The organism is Streptomyces sp. NPDC051567 (assembly GCF_044454165.1).
Lineage (GTDB): Bacteria > Actinomycetota > Actinomycetes > Streptomycetales > Streptomycetaceae > Streptomyces.
The window spans coordinates 33,511-55,311 of the sequence record NZ_JBITDK010000020.1 but is presented as its reverse complement, the minus strand read 5'-3'; the positions used below and the strand labels follow the sequence as shown (position 1 = coordinate 55,311).

The window sequence follows — 21,801 nt, the reverse complement described above, 5'->3', positions numbered from 1 at the left end:
TCCGGTGAGAGGTCCGGTGAGAGGTCCGGTGGGGGACCTCAGGCGCGGAAGTGGCGCTGGAGACCCTGCCACACGTCGTCGTACCCGTGCTGGAGATGTCCGGCCTCCGCCGCCTGGGCGGTGGCGATGATCGGCCACCGGGTCTCGAACATGAAGGCCAGGCCGTCCTTGATCTTCTGCGGTTTCAGCTCGGCGGCGCTCGCCTTGTCGAAGGTCTCCCGGTCCGGGCCGTGCGCGGACATCATGTTGTGCAGCGAGCCGCCACCGGGGACGAACCCTCCCGGGCCCGCGGTCTTGGCGTCGTACGCCCCCTCGATCAGGCCCATGTACTCGCTCATCACGTTGCGGTGGAAGTACGGCGGCCGGAAGGTGTCCTCGCCGACGAGCCAGCGCGGGGCGAAGACCACGAAGTCCACGCCCGCCAGGCCCGGGGTGTCGGAGGGCGAGGTCAGGACGGTGAAGATCGACGGGTCCGGGTGGTCGTAGCTGAGGGAGCCCAGGACATTGAAGCGGTGCAGGTCGTAGACGTACGGGACGTGGTTGCCGTGCCAGGCGACGACGTCGAGCGGGGAGTGGTCGTAGGTGGCCGACCAGAGGTTGCCGCAGAACTTGTTGACCACCTCGGTGGGGCGCTCGCCGTCCTCGTACGCGGCCACCGGGGCCCGGAAGTCCCGTGCGGCGGCGAGGCCGTTGGCGCCGATCGGGCCGAGGTAGGGCAGCTCGAAGGGGCGGCCGTAGTTCTCGCAGACGTAGCCGCGGGCGTCGCCGTCGAGCAGCTCGACGCGGAAGCGGACACCGCGCGGGACGAGGGCCACCTCACCGGGACCGGCCCCGAGCAGGCCGAACTCGGTGTGCAGGAGCAGTCCGCCGCGCTCGGGGACGATCAGCAGCTCGCCGTCGGAGTCGCTGAACACCCGGTCGGTCATCGGGGCGTTGGCGGCGTAGAGGTGGACGGCCATGCCGGTGCGCCGGGCCGCGTCGCCGTTGCCGCCGAGCGTCCAGAGACCGGACAGGAAGTCGGTGCCGGGGGCCGGGTCGGGCAGCGGGTTCCAGCGCAGCCGGTTGGGGTCCGCGGGGGCCTCGGCGAAGGGCCCGGTGCGCAGGTTCCCGTTGCCGGTCCGGGTGAAGGGCGGGTGCGCGGCCGAGGGACGGATGCGGTAGAGCCAGGAGCGCCGGTTGTGGGCGCGCGGCTCGGTGAACGCGCTGCCGCTGAGCTGCTCGGCGTAGAGGCCGAGGGGCGCGCGCTGGGGCGAGTTCCGGCCGATCGGCAGGGCGCCCGGGACGGCCTCCGAGCTGTGCTCGTTCCCGAAGCCGGTGAGGTACTCCAGTGCCCCGGCCGTCTTCCGGGCCTGCTCGCTGCCGTCCTGCTCGCTCATGGCTGCTCCCGCTCTGTCGTAGGAATCCTATGGTTGACAGTAGGATTCTGTGGCCCGCACGTCAACGGTGGCCCCCGGCCTCCTGGTCGATTCGCGCGGCGCAGCCGCCCGTACGGAAGCCCGCAGTGCGGGCAGAACCGGGGTCCGGGCGACACCGGGGTCCGGCCGGTGGGCGGAGTCGCCCACCCGGGCCGGACAGATCCGCTCCCCAGCCGGACAGATCCGTGCACCGGTCGGACAGATCCGTGCACGAGGGGTCCGAAAAGATGAACATTGCTCTACTCTCTCGCGCATGCCGTGGACCCGCAGGTTCCCTGCCGCCGTACCGGTGGTGCTCCTCGCCGCCCTCCTCGCCCTCCTGTCCCTCCTCGTCGCCGCGCCCGCCGCCCGCGCGCACGAGGAGCGCCCCGTCACCCTCCCCGACGGCTCCGGAACCGTCCCGGAGTACCGTGCGGCCGAGCCCGACCTGCTGGTCTGCAAGACCGACCGGCCCGCCTTCGAACGCCGGACCGCCGGTTTCCCGGAGGGGCTCAGGCAGCGCAACCTCACCCTCTACGAGCGGTGCGAGAAGAGCGGCTACCGCCACCTCCAGGAGGCCGTCGACGCCGTCGACCGGCCCGGGATGAACATCGCGATCCTGCCCGGCCTGTACGAGGAGGAGCCCTCGCTCCCGCAGCCGACGGGCGAGTGCGCCGCGCTGGAGGCGCCCCGGTCCTCGCTCGGCTACCAGATCCTGTCGTACGAGCAGCAGGCGCGCTGCCCGCACAACCAGAACCTCGTCGCGATCCTCGGCAAGACCGGCCTCCAGATCGAGGGCACGGGCGCCTCACGGCTGGACGTGGTCGTCGACGCCAAGTACCAGAAGCTGAACGCCATCCGGGCCGACGCGTCCGACGGCGTCTACTTCCGCAACTTCACCGCCCAGCGCACCACCTTCAACGCGCTGTACGTCCTGGCGGGCGACGGCTTCGTCATCGACGACGTGCTGACCCGCTGGAACGACGAGTACGGCTTCCTGACCTTCGCCAGTGACCACGGGCTCTACAAGAACTGCGAGTCCTACGGGAACGGCGACTCCGGCATCTATCCCGGCAGCGCCTCCGACATCAACAACGGCCGGGGCTACGACGTCCCCCGCTACTCCATCGAGATCACCGGCTGCCGCAGCCACCACAACATGGTCGGCTACTCCGGCACCGCGGGCGACTCGGTGTGGGTGCACGACAACGAGTTCGACCACAACATGGGCGGCGCCTCCATGGACAGCGCCTTCCCCGGCCACCCCGGACTCCCGCAGAACCACGCCAAGTTCGAACGCAACCTCATCCACGACAACAACCAGGACTACTACAAGTACGTCGCCGACGGCACCTGCGCCAAGCCGCCGATCGAACGCGGCTACGAGCAGGGCGTCGTCTGCCCGCAGATCTCCATGCCACCGGGGACCGGCATCATCACCGCGGGCGGCAACTGGAACCTGTACGAGGGCAACTGGGTGTACGGCCACCGGCGGGCCGGGTTCTTCCTGAGCGCGGTCCCGGCCTTCATCCGGGGCGAGGAGAGGTGGTCGAAGCAGGCCGACACCTCCCACCACAACCGGTACGCGGACAACGTCATGGGCAAGGACCCGTCCGGCGCCGTCCGTCCGAACGCCACGGACGTGTGGTGGGACGGCCAGGGCCGGGGCAACTGCTGGCAGGACGGCCCGGCCGGCTCGACCCCGGGCACCCTGCCGCAGTGCGGCGAGGAACGCGGCACGCTCAGCGGCGGATCGGCCCGTCTGGTGGGCGAACCGGTCAAACTCGCCCAGCTGCTGGTCTGCGCGGACTACAACGTCCAGGCCCGCAGGCTCCCGGCCGGCTGCGACTGGTACGGCGCCAGCGGCCCGGAGCGGGTGGAGACCCAGGCCGCGGCGGCCGTGGCGGGGGTCCTGCTCCTGGTCGGCGGCGTCCTGTGGTGGCGTCGTCTGCGCACCTCCCGCCTGGGCACGGCGGCCTCCGTCCTGGGGCTGGCGGGTCTGGCCCTGGACGTGGCCGGCTCGACGGTGCCGCTGACGGCCACCCCCGTTCCCGCGTGCGCCCTCCTGCTGCTCGGCCTGTGGTGGGCGGGCGTCGGCGTGGCCCTGCGCGCCACCCGTCCCTGGCTGGCCCGGCTGACCCTGCTGCTGGCCGGGCTCACCCTGCTGGACGCCTTCGACAAGGCGGTCCTGATGATCCCGTGGACCCCGCTGAGCCCCGCCTGGACCCGGCTGCTGCCGACCGTCCTGTGGGTGCTCTGGGCGGCCGTCGCCTCGGCCCGCCCCACCACCCCGGACACCGCCGAGGGCCGCACCGAGGGCGGCACCGAGGACGACAGCCCGGCCCGCCCCGGGCCCCCGACCGGCCCCTTCGGCCCGGCCGAGGTTCCGGCCGCCCCCGGGGCGGGGCCTTCCTCCGGCGGCACCTCATGACACGACCCCCCGTCCTTCCGTCCTTTCCGTCTCTTCCGTCCCATCCTTCGTCCTCACCTCTGTCTCCCCTCCTGACCCCCTTCCTGTCTCCCCGTCTGTCTCCCCGGCCCCGCAGGGCCGTCCGGGCCGTGGCCCCGCTCTTCCTCGTCCTGCTCCTGGCCGGTGGCGCGTCGGCGGGCTGCGGCGGGCGGGCCACCACCCACCACAAGCCCGGTACCAGCCACGAGCAGGCGACCGGCAGCGTCGGTACCCTGCTCGCCGCCGACGACGGCGCCGGCCACCGGCTCCGCGAGGTCCCGGCCGAGGGCGCGCCGCAGGTGCGGATCGCCGCCCGCCCGGACGCCGAGGACGGCTGGAACCTCCAGCTGGCGGTGGAGAACTTCCGCTTCACCCCGGACAGCACCGGTGGGGCCGCCCTGCCCGGCGCCGGGCACGCCCACCTGGAGCTCGACGGCCGGAAGATCGCCCGGCTGTACGGCCCCTGGTTCCACCTGCCCGCCGCGCAGGTACCCGAGGGCCCGCACATGCTGACCGTCCGTCTCCACGCGGACGACCACACCGCCTGGGCGGTCTCCGGCCGGCCGGTCGAGGGCGAGACCCGGCTGACCGCCGGCGCCCCCGGCCGGACGGGCGGCCACAGCCACGGCGACGCCGCGTCGTCGTCCCCCGGGCCCCGGCCCGCCCCCGAGCCGCAGGCGGACCGGACCGTCACCCTCACCGTCCGGGACGGCAAGGTCACCCCCGCCCCCGGCCGCACCGAGCTCAAGCGCGGCGACCGCGTCGCCCTGCGGGTCACCAGCGACCGCGCGGACACCCTGCACGTCCACGGGTACGACAAGGAACTCGCCCTGCGGGCGGGCCAGGAGGTCACCTTGACCCTGACGGCCGACCGCTCCGGTCTCTTCGAGGTCGAGACCCATGAATCCGGCCTCGTCCTGACCCAACTCCTCGTCCGATGACCCCGACACCGGAGGCAACAGCCCCAACCTCGGTCCCGGTCCCAACCTCGGTCCCGGTGCGGCCTCCGGTGTCCGGGCCTGCCTCCGGCGCGTCGGGCCGTGGCCATGACGGGTCCCCAACCACGGGCCCGAGCCCAACCCCGGCCCCAACCCCGCTGTGGCCTCCGGTGGCGGCCCCGCGCCCGGCCCCGCACCCGGCCCCGGGGGGCCGGAGGTGAGTCCGGCCGAACCGTTCGCCGCGCTCGCGCACGGGATCGGGTCTCAGCACGACCTGCCGATCTCTCCCTTCTACGCCTTCGCCGGTGCCTTCGCCGCGCTGTTCGTCTCCTTCCTCGCCCTCGGCATGCTCTGGTCCACCTCCCGCTTCCGCGCGGACCGTTCCGGCCGCGCCCTGCCCGCCGCCCTCCAGCGGGTGGCCGACGCGCCGGCCACCCGTACCGTCCTGCGCGGGCTCGGCCTCGCCGCCGCGACGGCCGTCCTCCTCTGCCTGCTCCTCGGCCCCGACGACCCCGCGCGCAACCCCGCTCCCGGCGCCGTCTACGTCCTGCTCTGGGCCGGACTCGTCCCCGCCTCCCTCCTCCTCGGCCCCGTCTGGCGCCTCCTCAACCCGCTCCGCGCGCTGTACCGCCTCCTCTCCCCGGTCCTGCGGCGCCACGGTCCGGGCCGACCGCTTCCCGCCCGGCTGGGCCGATGGCCCGCCGCCGCAGGGCTGCTGGCCTTCACCTGGCTCGAACTCGTCGCACCCGACCCCGCGTCCACCACCACCCTCCTGACCGCTCTCCTCACCTACGCCGCCGCCCACCTGCTGCTCGCCGCCCGCTTCGGCGAGCAATGGTTCGACGAGGGCGACGCCTTCGAGGTGTACTCCGCCCTCTTCGCCGCGCTCTCCCCCCTCGGCCGCCGCGGCGACGGCCGCCTGGTGCTCCGTAACCCCTTCCACGGACTCGACGCGACGCCCGAGCGGCCCGGACTCGTCGCCACCGTCTGTGTCCTGCTCGGTTCCACCGCCTACGACGGCTTCTCCGACAGCCCTTCCTGGATCAACGCCGTACAGACCTCCCCCTTCGGCCGCACCCCCACGGCCACCTTCGGACTGCTCGGTTCCGTCGCCCTCGTCGCCGCCCTCTACTGCCTCTGCGCGGCGGCCACCCGCCTCGTCTGCGGCCCGCACCCCCGTCCGCTGACCGCCTTCGCGCACTCACTCGTGCCGATCGCGCTCGGCTATCTCATCGCCCACTACTTCTCCCTTCTGGTGACCGAAGGACCACGCACAGTAAGCATGGCATTCGGCACTGACAACGCCCCCGCGCCCGCTCCACCACTGGGCCCCGGCGGCCTCGCCGCCCTCCAGGTCGTCGCCGTCGTCACCGGCCACGTGCTCGGTGTCGTCGCCGCCCACGACCGCTCCGTGCGGCTCTTCCCGCCCGCGAAGGCGGTGGCCGGGCAACTGCCGCTGCTCGCGCTGATGATCACGTACACCCTCGGGGGGATCGGCCTCCTGCTGAGCTGAGGGACCGGGCCCGGCATGATGGGTCCCGTGCCTCCCGCCCAGCCCCTGCGCCGTACGCCGGTCCAGCAGCGCAGCGCCGACCGGCTCGCCCGGATTCTCGACGCCTGCGCCGAACTCCTGGACGAGACCGGGTACGAGAACCTCAGCACCCGCTCCGTCGCCCTGCGCGCCGGCGTCCCGATCGGCTCGGTCTACCGCTTCTTCGGCAACAAGCGGGCCATGGCCGTGGCCCTCGCCCACCGCAACCTCGACCGGTACGCCGACGGCATCGCGGACCGGCTCGCCGCGCTCCCGGCCACCGGCTGGCGGCCCGTCGTGGACGCGGTGCTCGACGAGTACCTGGCGATGAAGAGGAGCGTGCCCGGCTTCGCGCTCGTCGACTTCGGGGTGCCCGCCCCGCCGCCCGAGGGGCCTGCGGCCGACCCCAACCACCTGGTGGCGGCCCGGCTCACCGAACTGCTCTGCGGGCACCTGGGGCTGGTCCCCGACGCCGCCCTGGCGCGGGCGGTGCTGGTCGCCGTCGAGGCCACCGACGCGCTGCTCCAACTGGCCTTCCGGGCCGATCCGGGCGGGGACGGCGACATCGTCGACGAGACCCGCGCGATGATGCACGCCTACCTCGGCCGGGTCCTGGACTGACCTCCTGGACCGCCTTCCGGGCCGTGTCCCCGCCCCCGTCCCCGCCTCTGGCCCCGCTCCCGGTGCGATGCCCGCCTGGGGCGCGGAACGCCTCCCGTACGCCCCCTCGGACCTTCCGCAGGCCTCCCGTACGCTCCCGTACGCCGTGCCGTACGCCTTCCGTACGGCGGGCCCGTGACGGCCCCGGCGCCCGGTCCACGACGGTCCGGCCGGTCACTCTCCGCCCCCGCTGCGGGCCCGGCCCGGCCCGCCGTACGGCACGGCGGGTGCCACCGATTTCCCGGCAGACCCCGCGTCCACGCCCTGAGCTGGGATTTTGCTCGTATTGCTCACACCTATACGTCTTGTTGACGCGCGGAAGCGGCACCTACCGTCCGTGCATGCTGACCTTCCTCGGCTTCGCCATGATCGTGACCTTCCTGGTCCTGATCATGCTGAAGAAAATGTCGCCCATCGCGGCGCTCGTCCTCATCCCCGCGCTCTTCTGCGTGTTCGCCGGACAGGGCGCACAGCTGGGCGACTACGTCATCGAGGGGGTCGGCAAGCTCGCGCCGACCGCCGCGATGCTGATGTTCGCCATCGTCTACTTCGGTGTGATGATCGACGTCGGTCTCTTCGATCCGATCGTCCGCGGCATCCTGCGCTTCTGCAAGGCCGACCCGATGCGGGTCGTGGTGGGTACCGCGGTGCTCGCCGCGATCGTCTCGCTGGACGGGGACGGCTCGACCACCTTCATGATCACCGTCTCGGCCATGTATCCGCTGTACAAGCGGCTCGGCATGAGCCTCGTGGTGATGACGGGTGTCGCCGCCACCGCCAACGGTGTCATGAACACCGTCCCCTGGGGTGGCCCCACGGCCCGCGCCGCCACCGCCCTCAAGCTCGACGCCGGTGACATCTTCGTCCCGATGATCCCGGCCCTCGCCGTGGGTCTGGTCTTCGTCTTCATCCTCGCCTACGTCCTCGGCATCAGGGAGCGCCGCCGGGTCGGCACCCTGGTGATGCCCACGCACGGGACCGAGCAGGACTCCGACTCCGAGCTGGTGACCGTCGGCGCGGGCGCCTCCGAGGGCGCCTCCGAGGGCACGTCCGGCAAGAAGACCAGCAAGAAGACCGGGAAGAAGACCGACAAGGCGAACGCCCGGACCGCGGGCAGGGCGACGACCGGCGGAGCCGGTTCCGCGGGCGGCCACCCGGCCGACGGGAACCCGGCCGACGATGCCCCGGCCTTCGCGTCGGAGGACGGTTTCCAGGGTCTCGACCCCCACCGCGAGACCCTGCGCCCCCGCCTCTACTGGTTCAACGCGGGCCTCACCGTCGCCCTCCTCACCGCGATGATCATGGAGCTGCTCCCCATCCCGGTGCTGTTCCTGCTCGGCGCCGCCCTCGCGCTCACCGTGAACTTCCCGCACATGCCGGACCAGAAGGCCCGGATCGCCGCCCACGCGGACAACGTCCTGAACGTCGCCGGCATGGTCTTCGCCGCCGCCGTCTTCACCGGTGTCCTCACCGGCACCGGCATGGTCAAGAGCATGGCCGACTGGCTCGTCGAGGCCATCCCCGAGGGCATGGGCCCGCACATGGCCCTCGTCACCGGTCTGCTCAGCCTGCCGCTCACCTACTTCATGTCCAACGACGGCTTCTACTTCGGCGTCCTGCCGGTCCTGGCCGAGGCCGGCGCCGCGCACGGGGTCTCGCCGCTCGAAATCGCCCGCGCCTCCCTGGTCGGCCAGGCCCTGCACATGTCCAGCCCGCTGGTCCCGGCCGTCTACGTCCTGGTCGGCATGGCCAAGGTCGAGTTCGGGGACCACACCCGCTTCACCGTGAAATGGGCGGCGCTGACCTCCCTGGTCGTCCTCGCGGCGGGCATGCTCTTCGGCATCATCTGATCCCGGACGACAAGGCCCTGGCCTCCGCAGCGGCCGCCGCCGGTTTGTAAGGTGTCCGCGAGGCCAGGTCCACGTGCTCGTGCGTGCTCGGGAGGGAAAGCCATGAAGGCCCACGACGGGATGTACATCGGCGGACAGTGGCGGCCCGCCGCCGGGCGCGAGCGGACGGCGGTCCTCGACCCGGCCGACGAGCGGCTCCTCGCCGAGGTCCCGGCCGGCGACGCCAGGGACGTGGACACGGCCGTACGCGCGGCCCGCACGGCCCTCCCCGCCTGGGCGGCCACGCCCCCGGCCGGGCGGGCCGCCCGGATCGGCGCACTCCGCGACGTACTGGTCGCCCGCAGGGCCGAGTTCGCCGACACGGTCACCGCCGAACTCGGCTCCCCGATCGGTTTCTCGGAACGGGTGCACGTCGGCTCGCCCATCGCGGTCGCCGCCTCCTTCGCCGAACTCGCGGCCTCGTACCCCTTCGAGGAGCGGATCGGGAACTCCACCGTGCTGCTGGAGCCGGTCGGTGTGGTCGGGGCCATCACCCCCTGGAACTATCCGCTGCACCAGGTCGTTGCCAAGGTGGCGCCCGCTCTCGCCGCCGGCTGCACCCTCGTTCTCAAACCGGCCGAGGACACCCCGCTGACCGCACAGCTCTTCGCCGAGGCCGTGCACGAGGCGGGCATCCCGGCCGGAGTCTTCAACCTGGTGACCGGGACCGGCCCGGTCGCCGGGCAGGCCCTCGCCGCGCACGAAGGCGTCGACCTCGTCTCCTTCACCGGCTCGACCGCCGTCGGCCGGAAGATCGGCGCCACGGCCGGTGCCGCCGTCAAGCGGGTCGCCCTCGAACTGGGCGGGAAGTCCGCCAACGTCATCCTGCCCGGGGCCGACCTGGCCAAGGCCGTGACGGCAGGCGTGGGCCACGTCATGAACAACTCCGGCCAGAGCTGCAACGCGCTCACCCGGATGCTCGTCCACCGGGACCAGTACGAGGAGGCCGTCTCGCTCGTGGCCGCCGCCGTCGCCGGTTACCCCACCGGAGACCCGCGCGACCCGGGCACCCGCCTCGGCCCGCTCGTCAACGCCGCGCAGCGCGACCGCGTCCGCGCGTACATCGTCCGGGGCATCGAGGAAGGTGCGCGCCTCGTCGCCGGCGGGCCCGACGCGCCGCACGCGCGCGGGTACTTCGTCGCCCCGACCGTGTTCGCCGATGTCACACCCGGGATGACCATCGCCCAGGAGGAGATCTTCGGCCCGGTGCTGTCGATCCTCGCGTACGAGGACCAGGACGAGGCCCTGCGCATCGCCAACGGCACCGTGTACGGCCTGGGCGGCGCGGTCTGGGCGGCGGACGAGGAGACGGCCGTGGCCTTCGCGCGCCGGATGGAGACCGGGCAGGTGGACATCAACGGCGGTCGCTTCAACGTGCTCGCGCCCTTCGGCGGTCACAAGCGGTCGGGCATCGGCCGCGAGCTGGGCCCGCACGGCCTGGCCGAGTACCTCCAGACCAAGTCCCTGCAGTTCTAGGCCGTGGGCATCGCCGCACCCTTCCGGTCTCCGCCCGCTCCTTCCGCTACCTCCGGCTCCCTCCCCTTCCCCTCCACTCCTTTCCGGTCTGCGCAGGGGCGCTAAGCGCTTGCTCACCCTCCGGTAAGGTGTGCATTTCTTGTACGGCTCTGGCACGGAGGAGAGGGAGAGCGGGCGATGGACGGCGCGCAGGAGACGGCGGACGGCTACCAGCCGTGGTCGGAGGTCACCCCCGACGCCGCGCGGCGGCTGCTCGTCGCCGCCGTCGAAGCCTTCGCGGAGCGCGGCTATCACGCGACCACCACACGTGACATCGCGGGCCGGGCCGGGATGAGCCCGGCCGCTCTCTACATCCACTACAAGACCAAGGAAGAGCTGCTCCACCGGATCAGCCGGATAGGCCACGACAAGGCGCTGGAGATCCTGACGACGGCGGCCGGAGCGCCCGGGTCCGCCGCCGAGCGGCTCGACGCCGCCGTACGGTCCTTCGTACGGTGGCACGCGGCACATCACACCACCGCGCGCGTGGTGCAGTACGAACTCGACGCGCTCGCTCCGGAGCACCGCTCCGAGATCGTGGCGCTGCGCCGCCGCAGTGACGCCACCGTGCGCCGCATCCTGGCCGACGGGGTCGGCGCGGGGGAGTTCGACGTCCCCGACGTGCCGGGCACCACCCTCGCCGTCCTGTCCCTCTGCATCGACGTGGCCCGCTGGTTCAGCACGGCCGGACAGCGCACGCCCGACGAGGTCGGCGCCCTCTACTCCGGCCTGGTGCTCCGCATGGTCGAGGCCCGTCCGGGCGCACGGGCGTAGGCCCTGCTGGCGCCTCTGCGGCCCCTGCCGCCGCTGTCGCCGAAGTCCCGCAGCGCACGCGCGCCGTACGCGCCGCGCACACCGTCAGTGGTGTCAGTGGTGTCAGCGGCAGGTGTCGGAATCAGGTGTCCTCAGAAGTAGTAGCGCGACACCGACTCCGCCACGCACACCGGCTTGTCGCCGCCCTCCCGCTCGACCGTGACCGTGGCCGCGACCTGGACGCCGCCCCCCGCCTCCGTGACCGCCGTGATCACGACGGTGGAACGCAGCCGGGACCCGACCGGTACCGGAGCCGGGAAACGGACCTTGTCCACGCCGTAGTTGATGCCCATCCGCACCCCCTCCACCCGCATGACCTGCGGCACCAGACTGGGCAGCAGTGCCAGTGTCAGATATCCGTGGGCGATGGTGGAACCGAAGGGCCCGGCCGCCGCCCGCTGCGGGTCCACGTGAATCCACTGGTGGTCGCCGGTGGCGTCGGCGAAGAGGTCGATCCGCTTCTGGTCCACCTCCAGCCACGCGCTGGGGCCGAGCGGCTCGCCGATCCCGGCGCGCAGCTCCTCGGCGGACGTGAAGATCCTCGGCTCGGCCATGCCTGCCCCTGCCTCTCGCGGGAGAATGAGCGCTCGCTCAGGATGGTGGGGCCCCGGAGGGATGTCAACGAGGCTCCCGCTACCCTCGGCGGGGTGCCGCAGATTCCCGAGAACGTCCATGAACTCACCGTCGGCCAGCTGTCCGCCCGCAGCGGCGCGGCCGTCTCGGCGCTCCACTTCTACGAGACCAAGGGGCTGATCAGCAGCCGCCGCACCGCGGGCAACCAGCGCCGCTACACCCGCGACGCCCTGCGCCGCGTGGCCTTCGTACGCGCCGCCCAGCGCGTGGGCATCCCGCTGGCCAGCATCCGCGAGGCGCTCGCCCGGCTCCCCGAGGAGCGCACCCCCAACCGCGAGGACTGGGCCCGGCTCTCGGAGGCGTGGCGCGCCGAACTCGACCAGCGCATCGCCCAGCTGGGCCGTCTGCGCGACCACCTGACCGACTGCATCGGCTGCGGCTGCCTCTCGATGGAGAACTGCGCGCTGTCCAACCCGGACGACGTCTTCGGCGAACGGCTCACCGGTTCGCGGCTCTAGAGACCATCCGCACCGGCGCACCGGCGCACCGGCCGCCCGGCCTACAGGCGCGGGGCGTCCCCCGTGCCGACCCGCGCGCCCGTCCGTCCTGCCACGGGCGCCGCGTCACGTCCGCCGCGTCGCGGGTGACGTCCAGCGGGACCGGTGGTGGCGCTCTCACGCCGCCCCGGCCGGAGCCTCCGCCAGCGCGGGCCGGGGCACCACGATCCCGCAGCCCGCGCACACCGGCCCGTCCCAGGCCCAGGCACCCTCCCAGGGGGCGGGCCCCGGCGCGGTCCCCCGCCGCCGTCCGGGGACCGTCCGCCGGTCCGGGCCCGTGTGCTGCCCCGGGCCCGTGTGCTGTCCCGGAACGGTCGTGGGCCAGCGCAGCTCCCGCGCCCCGCACACCGGGCACGCCGTGCCCGGCTCCGACTCCAGCGCCGTCACGAGCCGCCGCAACACCTCACCCAGGGGACCCTGTGGGCGCACCCCGGGATCGGCGCACCGCACCACCGCCTCACCGCTCCCGCCCCACGCCCACTCCGGGCGGCGCAGGCCGTGGTGCTTCTCCCGGCGTCGGCGCTCCGCGAACTGGCGCTCGTACTCCAGCCAGACCGCCCGCGCCTCCTCCAGTTCCTCCAGCGCCGCGACCAGCCGCAGCGGATCGGCTCCCCGGTCCTCGGGGGCGATCCCGTGCCGGTCGCACAGGTGCCACCAGGTCGCCCGGTGGCCGTACGGCGCGAACCGCTCCAGGCAGCGGCGCAGCGAATGGCGTCGCAGGGCCCGGTCGTTGCGCGTGTCGCGCACCTGATGGGCCAGACTCCGGAATCCCGCCATCGCACCTTCACCTCCGCTGTTGTGCCCAACATGCCCGACGGGATGAGGGCGCATGCGGGGCGGTCGGGGCGTGCGGGTGGCACATGGCCGGAAATCAGCCCCCCATCCGGCCCGCCGCGACCACCAGCCGGGCCAGTTCCTCGTGACAGATGTCGCTGTGCGCCCCCGAGGGCGGCCCGCCCCGGCGCACCACCGAACCCGCGTCCACGCTGACGCACCCGCGTTCCGGCAGCCCCTCGCGCAGTGCCGCGTCCAGGGTCAGCCGCGGGGTGCCGGGCACCGCCCGTACGCCGTCGTGCCCGATCGCGCCCCACCGCTCGTCGGAACCGAGCAGACCGGCCGAATCCCCCGCCATCCGGGAGGCCAGGGGATAAAGCACCCGCAACGCCGTGTCGTACGCGGAGTGACAGGCCACCACCGGCCCGTCGGCCTTCCGTTCCAGCCCGCGCAGGGCGCCGCCCCGGTCCGTGTCGTAGGGCAGCCGGTCCGTGAACGCGTAGTGGGAGAAGGCGCCCTGGAGCAGGGTCACGGACTTCACGTACCGGGCGCCCTCCGGTACCGCGCCCAGGGAGAAGGAGACCACGCGGGCCCCGAAGCTGTGCCCGATCAGATGGACGCGCAGCGCCGGGCGACGGCGCGCGAGCTCCGCCAGGACCGGGCCGAGGCCGCTCCGGCCGATCACTCCCGCCCGCTGCTTCATCTGGTAGTACGCCGCCTGCCGCAGCAGCTCCTTGGCCCCGTTCCACAGCGTGCGCGACGGGCCGGAAGCCGTGAACCCCCGCGCGCCGGAACCCGGTTCCGGAACACCGGGACCGGGTTCCAGCGCTCCCGTCTCGGCCAGAGCCACGGTGAGGTCCCGGCACACCTCCAGGACGTCCTCCGTGAGGATCGCGGGCACGGCGGCCGACGCGGGGGCATCCGCCGGCGCGGGGGCGTCCGCCGGCGCGGGGGCGTCCGCCGGCGCGGGGGCGTCCGCCGGTGCGGGTCCGGTGGGCGTCCCGTCCGTCGCCGTGGTGTCCACCCCGGCCAGCCTCCTGACCAGCGCGCCGAATTCGAGGAAGGCCGCCGCCGACTCCGGCCGCCGCGCGAGCAGCGCGGCCACCCGGTCGAGCTCGGCCTCCCGCCCCGGCCAGTACGCGCCGAGCGCCTGCCGGGTGGCGGGGTCCAGCGCCGCCCCGGAGCCGGGCTCCGCGAGCACGCCGTGCGGGCTGTGCACGCCGCGCGGGCCGAAGTCCGGTACGGGCTCGTCCGGGAACCGCATCGAGGGCCAGACGACCCCCACGTACCCCAGCCGTGTCCCTGGCCCCACCAGACCCGGGAAGGGGGCGAAGAACCGGGAGTAGAGCCGGGTCGCGGTGGACCGGTCGCTGTTCCAGCCGTGCGCGAAGACCAGCAGGTCCGTGGCCTCCATCCGTGCCACCGCGCCTTGCGTGACGGGGTCCACCTGCCCGGCGGCGTCGAAGGTCAGCTCCGCGTACGGCCCGACCCCGATCCCCGTCCCGGCCGCGACCGCTGCCGCGACCCCCGCTCCGGCCGTGGTCGCGGCTCTGGTCCCGGCCCCGATGTCCGTCATGACGTCCGCCTCCCCGTGCAGTGCCCTGCCGTGCCTCCGGTGGCACCAGCATCCTGCGGCCGGGCCCGCCCGGCCAGCCCCGCGGCAGCGTCCGCAGGACCGGGCGCACCGGGGCGAGCCGGGTCAACAGGCCAGCCGGGTCAGCCGGGTCGGCCGGGTTCGCTCCGGTAGAGCAGGTACCGTTCCCGGACCGCCGCGAACCGGGCCAGTCCCGCCGCCCAGTCGCCCGCGATCTCCTCCACCCCGGCCCCCGCGTCCACCAGGGTCCGCACCCGGTCCGAGCCGGTCAGCCGGTCGATCCAGTGGTCCGCCCGCCAGGCGAAGCCGCTCCAGGTCCGCCGCGCGGTGACCAGCAGGCCGATCCCGGCCCGTACCGGGTCGAAGGCGTCCCGGTCGTGCACGACCAGCCGGACACCGCCGCAGACCTTCCCCGCGTGCTTGGAGAAGACCGGGGTGAACCAGGTCTCCCGGAACCACACCCCGGGCAGGCCCAGCGCGTCCGCCGCCTGCGCCCACCGCCGGTCGGCGCCCTCCGCGCCCACCACCTCGAAGGGTGTCGTCGTCCCGCGCCCCTCGGAGAGGTTCGTCCCCTCGAACAGGCAGGTACCGGCGTACGCGAGGGCCGTGTCCGGGGTCGGCATGTTCGGGCTCGGGGCGATCCAGGGCAGCCCGCTCTCCCCGAAGAACGACTCCCGCCGCCACCCGGCCATCCGTACCGTCCGCAGCCCGACCGGATTGTCCGCCAGGAACTCGCCGTTGAAGAGCAGGGCCAGCTCGGCCGCCGTCATCCCGTGCGCGAGCGCGATCGGTTCCCGGCCGACGAAACTCGCGTACGGGCGTTCCAGCACCGGTCCCGCGGCCCCGCGCCCGCCCACCGGGTTGGGGCGGTCCAGCACCACCACCGCCTTGCCGGCGAGCGCCGCCGCGCGCATGCAGTCGTAGAGGGTCCAGATGTAGGTGTAGAAGCGGGCCCCGACGTCCTGGACGTCGAAGACGACGGTGTCGATCCCGGCCGCCGTGAAGAGGTCCGCGAGCTTCTGCCCGCTGAGGCCGTAGAGGTCGTACACCGGCAGCCCGGTCGCCGGATCGCGGGACGCGCCCTCGGAGCCGCCCGCCTGCGCCGTCCCGCGGAACCCGTGCTCCGGGCCGAACACCGCGACCAGGTCCACCCGTTCGTCCGCGTGCATGACGTCGACCAGGTGGCGGGCGTCGGCGGTGATCCCGGTCGGGTTGGTGACCAGGCCGGTCTTCTGCCCGGCGAGGACGGCGTACCCGTCCGCGGCGAGCCGCTCGAACCCGGTGCGCACCCGGCCCGGTTCCGGCGCGGCGGCCGGTACCGCGGCCGACGCCCCTGGCGCGCGGGCCGTACCCAGTGTCCCCGCGGTTCCGGCCAGTCCCAGCAGTCCGCGTCGCGACAGCGTCATCCACCCACGGTACGGGCTGCCCGCGGCCTCCCGCCCGGTCCACGCCGACATTGCCCGGACGGCTGTCCGGCGACCGCCCGGACGACCGGGTACGGACGACCGGGCCCGCGCGGCGGGTGCGGCCGACAGATACGGCCGGCGGATACGGGCGGCGGGTGCGGCCGGTACGGGCACCCGTCCGGCACCGGTCCCGCCGCCCGTACCGGCACCAGGGCCCCTTCCGCCCCGGCATACCGACTGGTTAGTCTGCCGGGCACCCGGCACCCGGTCCCTCCCGTGCGCCGCGTGCCGTGTCCGGAGTCCCGCCCCCGAAAGGTGATCCCCGTGAGCGCGTACCAGGACAAGCGGGTCGTCGTCACCGGCGCGGGCGCCGGGATCGGCGCCGCCCTCGCCCGCCGCTTCGCCGCCGAGGGGGCCACGGTGGTCGTCAACGACCTGGACGCGGAGCGGGCCGCCACGGTCGCCGCCGCGATCGGGGACCGGGCGCTCCCGCTGCCCGGCGACGCCTCGGCGGTCGTGGAACGGGCCCGGGAGGCCCTCGGCGGAACGGTCGACGTCTACTGCGCCAACGCCGGGCTCGCCTCGGGCGGCGACGCCTTCGCCGACGAGGCCGTCTGGGAGGCGGCCTGGGACACCAACGTCATGGCCCATGTCCGGGCGGCCAGGGCGCTGCTGCCGCACTGGCTGGAGCGGGGGAGCGGGCGGTTCGTCTCCACCGTCTCCGCCGCCGGACTGCTGACCATGATCGGGGCGGCGCCGTACAGTGTCACCAAGCACGGCGCGCTCGCCTTCGCCGAATGGCTCTCGCTGACCTACCGCCACCGGGGCGTCCAGGTCCACGCCATCTGTCCGCAGGGGGTCCGCACCGACATGCTGGCCGCCGCCGGTTCCGCGGGCGAACTCGTCCTCGCGCCGACCGCGATCGAGCCGGAAGCGGTCGCCGACGCGCTGTTCGACGGCATGGACGAGGGCCGGTTCCTGATCCTCCCGCACCCCGAGGTCGCGGACTTCTCCGCGGCCCGCGCCGCCGACCCGGACCGCTGGCTGAGCCGGATGAACCACCTCCAGCGCACCTGGGAGGCCCGGTGACCCCCGCCCGCCCCCCTGGCCCCGCGCACACCTCCGGTCCCGCGCACACCTCCGGCCTCGCCGAAGCGCCCGCCCGCACCTCCGGTCCTGCCTACACCTCCGGTCCCGCCCGCACCTCCGGTCCCGCCTGCACACCCGGCCTCGCCGAAGCGCCCGCCCGTGTCCCCGGTCCTGCCTACACCTCCGGCCTCGCCGAAGCGCCCGCCTCCCCGTACGCCGCCCGCCCGTGGCGTGCCCTGCTCAGCGCGGCCCAGCGGGCGCCGCTCGCGCCGCCGCCCAGCGTGCTGCACGCCTTTCGCGCGGCCGTGGCGCGGGCCCCCGGCCGTACCGCGCTGGCCTACTTCGACGCCCGGATCGGCTACGCCGAGGCCGACGCGCTCTGCGACTCCGTCGCCGGTCACCTCGCGGCGCACGGCGTCCGGCGCGGGGACCGGGTCGCCGTCATGCTCCAGAACACCCCGCACTTCGTCCTCGCCGTCCTGGCCGCCTGGAAGGCCGGGGCCGTCGTCGTCCCGCTCAACCCGATGTACAAGGCGGGCGAGGCCGGGCGCATCCTGCGCGACTGCGGGGCCGCCGCGCTGGTCTGCGAGGGCCGCGCCTGGACGGCGTACCTGCGCGAGGCCGTCCGGGGCGCGCCCGTGCGGACCGTCCTGACCGCCTCCGCCCGGGACTTCCAGACCCGCGACGACCTGCGGGTCCTCACCCCCGGGCACGAGGCGGTCCCGGCCGGGACCGCCGATCTCGCCGCCGTGGCCCGCCAGGGGCACCCGGCCCCGGCGGACCCGGGGCTCACCGCCGCCGACACCGCCCTCATCAGCTACACCTCCGGCACCAGCGGCGCCCCCAAGGGCGCCCTGAACCCGCACGGCGCGCTCCTGTACAACGCGATGCGACAGGTCACCGGTCACCCCGTCCCGGAAGGCGCCACGTACTTCGCCCTCGCCCCCCTCTTCCACATCACCGGCATGGTGTGCGAGTTCACGGCCTGCCTCATCAACGCCGGCACCCTCGCCCTCGCCCACCGCTTCGACGCGGGAGTCGTCCTCGACGCCTTCCTCGAACACCGCCCCGCCTACACCATCGGCCCGGCCACCGCCTTCATGGCCCTCGCCGCCCACCCCGGCGTCACCCGGGACCACTTCGCCTCGTTCCGGGTGCTCTCCTCCGGCGGCGCCCCGCTCCCGCCCGCGCTCGTCGAACGGCTCCGCGCCGACCTCGGCTTCTACCTCCGCAACGGCTACGGCCTCACCGAGACCACCGCCACCTGTGCCTCCGTCCCCGCGCACCGCGAAGCCCCCGTCGACCCCGCCTCCGGCACCCTCTCCGTCGGCCTGCCCTCCACCGACACCGTCGTGCGCGTGCTGGGCGCGGACGGCGCCGAGCTGCCCTTCGGCGAGACCGGCGAGATAGCCGTCCGCGGCCCCCAGGTCGTCCCCGGCTACCTGGGGCTGCCCGCCGACACCGCGAAGACCTTCCCGGACGGCGAACTGCGCACCGGGGACGTCGGGTTCATGGACGCGGCGGGCTGGCTCTACGTCGTGGACCGCAAGAAGGACATGATCAACGCGTCCGGCTTCAAGGTCTGGCCGCGCGAGGTCGAGGACGTGCTCTACACCCACCCCGCCGTCCGCGAGGCGGCCGTGGTCGGCGTCCCGGACCCCTACCGGGGGGAGAACGTGAAGGCGTACGTCAGCCTCCGCCCCGGCGCCTCGGCCGCCCCGGCGGAGCTGTCGGCGTACTGCGCCGCGCGCATCGCCGCGTACAAGTACCCGCGCCAGGTGGAGATCCTGCCCGCCCTGCCGAAGACGGCCAGTGGCAAGATCCTGCGACGGGAACTGCGCGAGCGCGGCTGACACGGGCCGGACGGACGACGGCCGGACGGACCGCGTACGACGGACGGCGGCGGACGGGCCCGGCCGCACCGGCCGGGGGACGAGGCAGAGGAAGGGGAGGCCGCGCCATGGGGACCACGACCACGACCACGGAGCCCGGGGGCGCCCGCGGCGCCCCGGTACCGCAGCGGCTGCTGGCCGCCGCCACCCGCCTCTTCGCCGAGCGCGGCTACGACCGCACCTCCGTCCAGGACGTCGTCGAGGCGGCCGGGGTGACCAAGGGCGCGCTCTACCACTACTTCGGGTCCAAGGACGACCTGCTCTACGAGGTGTACGCGCGGATGCTCCGCCTCCAGCAGCGGCGCCTGGACGAGGTGGCCGCCTCCGGCGGGCCCGTCGAGGAACGGCTGCGGGCCGCCGCCGCGGACGTGGTCGTCACCACCATCGAGAACCTCGACGACGCGATGATCTTCTTCCGGTCGATGCACCAGCTCAGCCCGGAGAAGTCCCGGCGGGTACGGGCGGAACGCCGCCGCTACCACGAACGGTTCCGGGCCCTGGTCGAGGAGGGGCAGCGCACGGGAGTCTTCACCGCCGCCGTCCCCGCCGACCTGGTGGTGGACCACCACTTCGGCTCCGTCCACCACCTCGGCACCTGGTACCGCGCGGACGGCCCGCTCACCCCGCGGCAGATCGCCGGACACCTCGCCGACCTGCTGCTGCGGGCACTGCGCCCCTGACCCGGCCGCCGGGAGCCCCGCCGGGACCACCGGGCGGGCCGGGCGAGCAGCGCGGGCCGGGGCGCGCCGAGGGGGTCAGCCCAGCGGCAGGACCTTGCGGCCCCAGGTCTCCTCGGTCACGACGGCGAAGGAGATGTACCAGGCGATGCCCGCGCACAGCAGGCCGAGGAAACCGCCGGTGTGGACCAGCCCGGTGTTCTGCGCGAAGTCGCCCAGGGCCAGGAAGAGGAAGGTCAGCGCCAGCACGCCGAAGAGCAGCCGGTGCGCCAGGTCGAGCTTGAGGGAGGCGACGAACATGTACGTGGTGAACAGGCACCAGGCCGCGAGGAACCAGCCGGTGGCGATGTGCGCCTGGTCGGCGGGCAGGGTCGGGACCACGAACTTCACATAGCCCGCGAAGGACATCCAGAACGCGCCGTACGAGACGAACGCGGTGGTCCCGAAGGTGTTGCCGCGCCGGAACTCCAGCACACCGGCGACGAACTGCGCGAGACCGCCGTAGAAGAGGGCGAGCGGCAGCACGACGGCGCTGAGGGCCGCGTTCGAGACCAGACCCGAGTTGAAGAGGCTGAGCACGAAGGTGGTCAGGGCGAACGCGGCCAGACCGAGCGGCCCGGGGTTGGCGACCCGGACCACCGGGATCTGCGGCGCCGCGGGGGAGGGAGCGGCCGACGCCGGGGACGGGGTGGAGCTAGACATGACGACAAGTACTTTCAGTTGGGTGAAATAACGACGATATCGGACCTTTCTCGTAGTCTGGACCAAACGCTGCGCCTTCGCCCGGCAGGGCGGGACGGCCGGTACGACGCCGGTCGGCGGCACTTCCGGGCGGTCAGCGGTACTTCCGCAGCTCCCGCAGGGCCAGCGAGCGCTGGTGCACCTCGTCCGGCCCGTCGGCCAGCCGCAGCGTCCGCGCCGCCGCCCACAACTGCGCCAGCGGGAAGTCCTGGCTCACCCCGCCCGCGCCGTGCAGCTGCACCGCCCGGTCGAGGATCTCCGCCACCGCCCGGGGAGTCGCGATCTTGATGGCCTGGATCTCGGTGTGCGCCCCCCGGTTCCCCGCCGTGTCCATCAGCCAGGCCGTCTTCAGCACCAGCAGCCGCAGCTGCTCCACCGTGACCCGGGCGTCCGCGATCCAGTTCCGCACCACCCCCCGCTCGGCCAGCTCCCCGCCGAAGGCGCTGCGCCCGGCCGCCCGCCGGCACATCAGCTCGATCGCCCGCTCCGCCATGCCGATCAGCCGCATGCAGTGGTGGATCCGCCCCGGACCGAGCCGGGCCTGCGCGATGGCGAAACCGGCGCCCTCCTCACCGATCAGGTTCCCCGCCGGGACCCGCGCCCCGTCGAGGACGACCTCGGCGTGACCGCCGTGGTCGTGGTCCTCGTACCCGTACACGGTCATCGCCCGGCGCACCTCGACACCCGGGGTGTCGCGCGGGACCAGGACCATCGACTGCCGACGGCGCGGGTCGGCGCCGTCCGGGTCGGTCTTCCCCATCACGACGAAGATCTTGCAGTCCGGGTTCATCGCGCCGGAGATGAACCACTTGCGGCCGGTGACCACGTACGCGTCACCCGCGCGCTCGATCCGGGTCTCGATGTTCGTCGCGTCCGAGGAGGCCACCGCGGGCTCGGTCATCGCGAAGGCCGACCGGATCTCCCCGGCCAGCAGCGGCTCCAGCCACCGCTTCCGCTGCTCCTGGGTCCCGAACTGCGCGAGCAGCTCCATGTTCCCGGTGTCCGGGGCCGCGCAGTTCGTCGCCATCGGCGCCAGGTGCGGGCTGCGGCCGGTGATCTCGGCCAGCGGGGCGTACTGGAGGGTGGTCAGCCCGGCGCCGTACCGGGGGTCCGGGAGGAAGAGGTTCCACAGGCCCCGGCGGCGCGCCTCTGCCTTCAGTTCACCGAAGACGGCCGGGGTGTCCCAGGGCGAGGCCAGCCGCGCGCGCTGCCCGGCGGCGACGGCTTCCGCCGGATACACGTACTCCTCCATGAACGCGAGCAGCCGCTCGCGGAGTTCCCGGGTCCGGGCGTCGAACGCGAAGTCCAT

General features: G+C 73.9%; 18 protein-coding genes. 11 read left to right on the top strand and 7 right to left on the bottom strand.

All coding sequences use genetic code 11. The annotated features are described in order from the left end of the window. Window positions 1-38: 38 nt before the first annotated feature. Window positions 39-1,376: a homogentisate 1,2-dioxygenase gene (gene hmgA / locus ACIA5F_RS21455; RefSeq protein WP_399355279.1), complete on the bottom strand. Its 1,338-nt coding sequence runs from the start codon at window positions 1,374-1,376 to the stop codon at window positions 39-41. A 292-nt stretch (window positions 1,377-1,668) separates the two neighbouring features. Here hmgA and ACIA5F_RS21450 point away from each other — a divergent pair, with 292 nt between their 5' ends. The 7 genes from ACIA5F_RS21450 (at window position 1,669) to ACIA5F_RS21420 (ending at window position 11,150) form a co-directional block, all read left to right on the top strand. Next, a complete protein-coding gene (locus ACIA5F_RS21450; protein ID WP_399355277.1) occupies window positions 1,669-3,825 on the top strand; it encodes a right-handed parallel beta-helix repeat-containing protein in 2,157 nt (718 codons plus the stop codon). Between the two features lie 128 nt (window positions 3,826-3,953). Then, window positions 3,954-4,784, top strand: coding sequence for a hypothetical protein (locus ACIA5F_RS21445; RefSeq protein ID WP_399355275.1), 831 nt, complete (start codon window positions 3,954-3,956; stop codon window positions 4,782-4,784). Between the two features lie 214 nt (window positions 4,785-4,998). Continuing rightward, entirely contained in the window at window positions 4,999-6,294 is a 1,296-nt protein-coding gene (locus tag ACIA5F_RS21440; RefSeq protein WP_399355274.1) for a hypothetical protein, read from the top strand. Window positions 6,295-6,312: 18 nt separating this feature from the next. Then, window positions 6,313-6,933 carry a TetR family transcriptional regulator gene (locus ACIA5F_RS21435; RefSeq protein ID WP_399355398.1) on the top strand — a complete coding sequence of 207 codons (621 nt, stop codon included), beginning with the start codon at window positions 6,313-6,315 and terminating at the stop codon, window positions 6,931-6,933. A 380-nt stretch (window positions 6,934-7,313) separates the two neighbouring features. After that, entirely contained in the window at window positions 7,314-8,822 is a 1,509-nt protein-coding gene (locus tag ACIA5F_RS21430; protein WP_399355272.1) for a CitMHS family transporter, read from the top strand. A gap of 102 nt (window positions 8,823-8,924) precedes the next feature. Continuing rightward, complete coding sequence (locus ACIA5F_RS21425) at window positions 8,925-10,337, top strand: aldehyde dehydrogenase family protein (protein WP_399355270.1); 1,413 nt, start codon at window positions 8,925-8,927, stop codon at window positions 10,335-10,337. Between the two features lie 177 nt (window positions 10,338-10,514). Continuing rightward, window positions 10,515-11,150, top strand: coding sequence for a TetR/AcrR family transcriptional regulator (locus tag ACIA5F_RS21420; RefSeq protein ID WP_399355268.1), 636 nt, complete (start codon window positions 10,515-10,517; stop codon window positions 11,148-11,150). Between the two features lie 131 nt (window positions 11,151-11,281). On the opposite strand, the gene ACIA5F_RS21415 is transcribed toward ACIA5F_RS21420, so the two are convergent. Further along, entirely contained in the window at window positions 11,282-11,743 is a 462-nt protein-coding gene (locus ACIA5F_RS21415; protein WP_399355266.1) for a MaoC family dehydratase, read from the bottom strand. 93 nt (window positions 11,744-11,836) lie between these two features. On the opposite strand from ACIA5F_RS21415, the gene soxR reads away from it, so the two are divergent. Continuing rightward, the gene (soxR, locus tag ACIA5F_RS21410) at window positions 11,837-12,280 is read left to right on the top strand and encodes a redox-sensitive transcriptional activator SoxR (protein WP_399355264.1); all 444 of its coding nucleotides are present in this window, start codon (window positions 11,837-11,839) and stop codon (window positions 12,278-12,280) included. A gap of 156 nt (window positions 12,281-12,436) precedes the next feature. On the opposite strand, the gene ACIA5F_RS21405 is transcribed toward soxR, so the two are convergent. The 3 genes from ACIA5F_RS21405 to ACIA5F_RS21395 all read right to left on the bottom strand — a co-directional run bounded on the left by ACIA5F_RS21405 (window position 12,437) and on the right by ACIA5F_RS21395 (window position 16,093). Further along, the gene (locus tag ACIA5F_RS21405; RefSeq protein WP_399355262.1) at window positions 12,437-13,096 is read right to left on the bottom strand and encodes a hypothetical protein; all 660 of its coding nucleotides are present in this window, start codon (window positions 13,094-13,096) and stop codon (window positions 12,437-12,439) included. Between the two features lie 94 nt (window positions 13,097-13,190). Further along, on the bottom strand, window positions 13,191-14,669 hold the full coding sequence (locus tag ACIA5F_RS21400) for a serine-threonine protein kinase (protein WP_399355260.1): 1,479 nt from the start codon (window positions 14,667-14,669) through the stop codon (window positions 13,191-13,193). Window positions 14,670-14,809: 140 nt separating this feature from the next. Further along, a complete protein-coding gene (locus tag ACIA5F_RS21395; RefSeq protein ID WP_399355258.1) occupies window positions 14,810-16,093 on the bottom strand; it encodes an exo-beta-N-acetylmuramidase NamZ domain-containing protein in 1,284 nt (427 codons plus the stop codon). Window positions 16,094-16,417: 324 nt separating this feature from the next. Here ACIA5F_RS21395 and ACIA5F_RS21390 point away from each other — a divergent pair, with 324 nt between their 5' ends. The 3 genes from ACIA5F_RS21390 (at window position 16,418) to ACIA5F_RS21380 (ending at window position 19,754) form a co-directional block, all read left to right on the top strand. Next, window positions 16,418-17,182 (top strand): SDR family oxidoreductase, encoded by a 765-nt coding sequence (locus ACIA5F_RS21390; RefSeq protein WP_399355256.1) that lies wholly within the window; start codon window positions 16,418-16,420, stop codon window positions 17,180-17,182. Window positions 17,183-17,418: 236 nt separating this feature from the next. Beyond that, window positions 17,419-19,035, top strand: a complete 1,617-nt coding sequence (locus ACIA5F_RS21385) for a class I adenylate-forming enzyme family protein (RefSeq protein ID WP_399355396.1) — start codon at window positions 17,419-17,421, stop codon at window positions 19,033-19,035. 107 nt (window positions 19,036-19,142) lie between these two features. Further along, window positions 19,143-19,754, top strand: a complete 612-nt coding sequence (locus ACIA5F_RS21380; protein ID WP_399355254.1) for a TetR/AcrR family transcriptional regulator — start codon at window positions 19,143-19,145, stop codon at window positions 19,752-19,754. Window positions 19,755-19,829: 75 nt separating this feature from the next. Here ACIA5F_RS21380 and ACIA5F_RS21375 read toward each other — a convergent pair whose 3' ends face one another. Further along, window positions 19,830-20,453 (bottom strand): acetate uptake transporter, encoded by a 624-nt coding sequence (locus ACIA5F_RS21375; RefSeq protein WP_399355252.1) that lies wholly within the window; start codon window positions 20,451-20,453, stop codon window positions 19,830-19,832. A 133-nt stretch (window positions 20,454-20,586) separates the two neighbouring features. Beyond that, complete coding sequence (locus ACIA5F_RS21370; RefSeq protein ID WP_399355250.1) at window positions 20,587-21,801, bottom strand: acyl-CoA dehydrogenase family protein; 1,215 nt, start codon at window positions 21,799-21,801, stop codon at window positions 20,587-20,589.